Below are 1,440 nucleotides of genomic sequence, written 5' to 3' on the forward strand. Positions count from 1 at the left end.
CACCAGGCCGCGCAGCCTGTCCCTACCCAACACTCTGTCGATCTTCCGACCCGAAAGATCGTACCGATTGCCGCCCGCCGACACCATCGCGCATGATCGACCAGTCGCACCGGCCGGGCTCCTTCGCAGAGGGCGTCACGCGCAGGCTGTGCGGGTTCGGATTGAAGGTGATCATCTCCACCATGTGGGGGCACACCAACCCATCCACGGGGAACGAACGGCAAGGCAGGCCGCTGGCGAAGCGATGACGACGCTGATGCACGGCAGATCGCCCGAGACGGTCATCGCCCGCTACCGCGAGCACGTCGCCTTCAACACCAAACGCCTGTCGGCCTAGCTCGCGGCATCAGTCACGCCTCGCTTCGCCAGCGGCCTGCCTTGCCGTTCGCTCCTCGTGGATGGGTTGGTGTGCCCCCACATGGTGGAGATGATCACCTTCAATCCGAACCCGCACACCCTGCGCGTGACGCCCTCTGCGAAGGAGCCCGGCCGGTTCGACTGGTCGATCACGCGCGATGGTGTCGTCGTGCGTCAATCGGTTCGATCCTTCGGGTCGGAAGGTGCCTCGGAGGCAAATGGCGACGTGGCCTTCCGAGACGTCACGTCTCGATGGCAGAACGCACGGTAAGTCTGACCGCCGAGCGCACGCCCCTACTGGAGCGGCCTCCAGCGGTATCCAGGCTGCGCCGCACGGTGATGAACTCGCCGTATCATAGGCTTCCGGTTCAAGGATGAGCGACGATCCCGAAGCCACACACAAGCGTGCCACGGTCCAGCACCTGATGCGCCGCCTCGACGGGTTCGCACGTGGGGTTGGCTTGGACGAGGTGATCATGCGCCAGATCGTTGAGAAGGTCGTCGCCGAAATGCGGATGCGGACTGACGAGGAGCGCTTGATCGAGGCCCGCACGCGCATGATCGAGGCGTCGGCGTAGCAGTAAGGCCGCCCTGTTTCGGGAGTGAAGCTATTTACGCTCCATTGGACTTCCTGACTGATCAGGCGCACGGTGTTGGGATCACCGGCCGGTTTCCGAACCCGTAGGCTCTGGTGGCTGAGAGTAACGTGTGCTCCCGCCTGCATTGCGCGAAGCACCACCATGCCCCTCAGTGTATTCAGACCGCTCACCGCTGCCGAGCATGAGCAAGCGCTCGCCCGGCGTGCCGTGCTGGCCGAGTATGACAGAAGGCTCATTCAGCAGGCCCAGCAGGCAATCCGGCGCTCACGCGAACTCCTGGAGATGACCAAGCATCAGGTCTTCCCGCCAAGTCAGCGCGGGTGATCATGTTGTTTCGGAATGGGATGGCCATCGTCGATGAGCTGGTGGCTGAAGCCGTCCAGGTGCTTCGCGCCTGTGGTTGTACGGTCGAGCCGTGGAGCAGCAACTATCCGCTCTGGCTGGTCGATGGGGAGACGTTCACCGATGGCGGCGTCATGGTGCT

Annotated in this window: 2 protein-coding genes; both read left to right on the forward strand. The window is 63.6% G+C overall.

What is annotated here, in order from left to right; all coding sequences use genetic code 11:
• The first annotated feature begins 731 nt into the window (after positions 1–731).
• A complete protein-coding gene (locus tag MKK84_RS29760) occupies positions 732–935 on the forward strand; it encodes a hypothetical protein (protein WP_243925745.1) in 204 nt (67 codons plus the stop codon).
• A gap of 162 nt (positions 936–1,097) precedes the next feature.
• Positions 1,098–1,280: a hypothetical protein gene (locus MKK84_RS29765; RefSeq protein WP_243925746.1), complete on the forward strand. Its 183-nt coding sequence runs from the start codon at positions 1,098–1,100 to the stop codon at positions 1,278–1,280.
• The last annotated feature ends 160 nt before the right edge of the window (positions 1,281–1,440 follow it).

This window comes from Methylobacterium sp. E-065, from assembly GCF_022829605.1.
Taxonomy (GTDB): domain Bacteria; phylum Pseudomonadota; class Alphaproteobacteria; order Rhizobiales; family Beijerinckiaceae; genus Methylobacterium.

Excerpts from the sequence above, each read along its gene's own strand:
- MKK84_RS29760 (WP_243925745.1), top strand. The coding sequence starts at position 732 with ATGAGCGACGATCCCGAAGCCACACACAAGCGTGCCACGGTCCAGCAC.
- MKK84_RS29765 (WP_243925746.1), top strand. The coding sequence starts at position 1,098 with ATGCCCCTCAGTGTATTCAGACCGCTCACCGCTGCCGAGCATGAGCAA.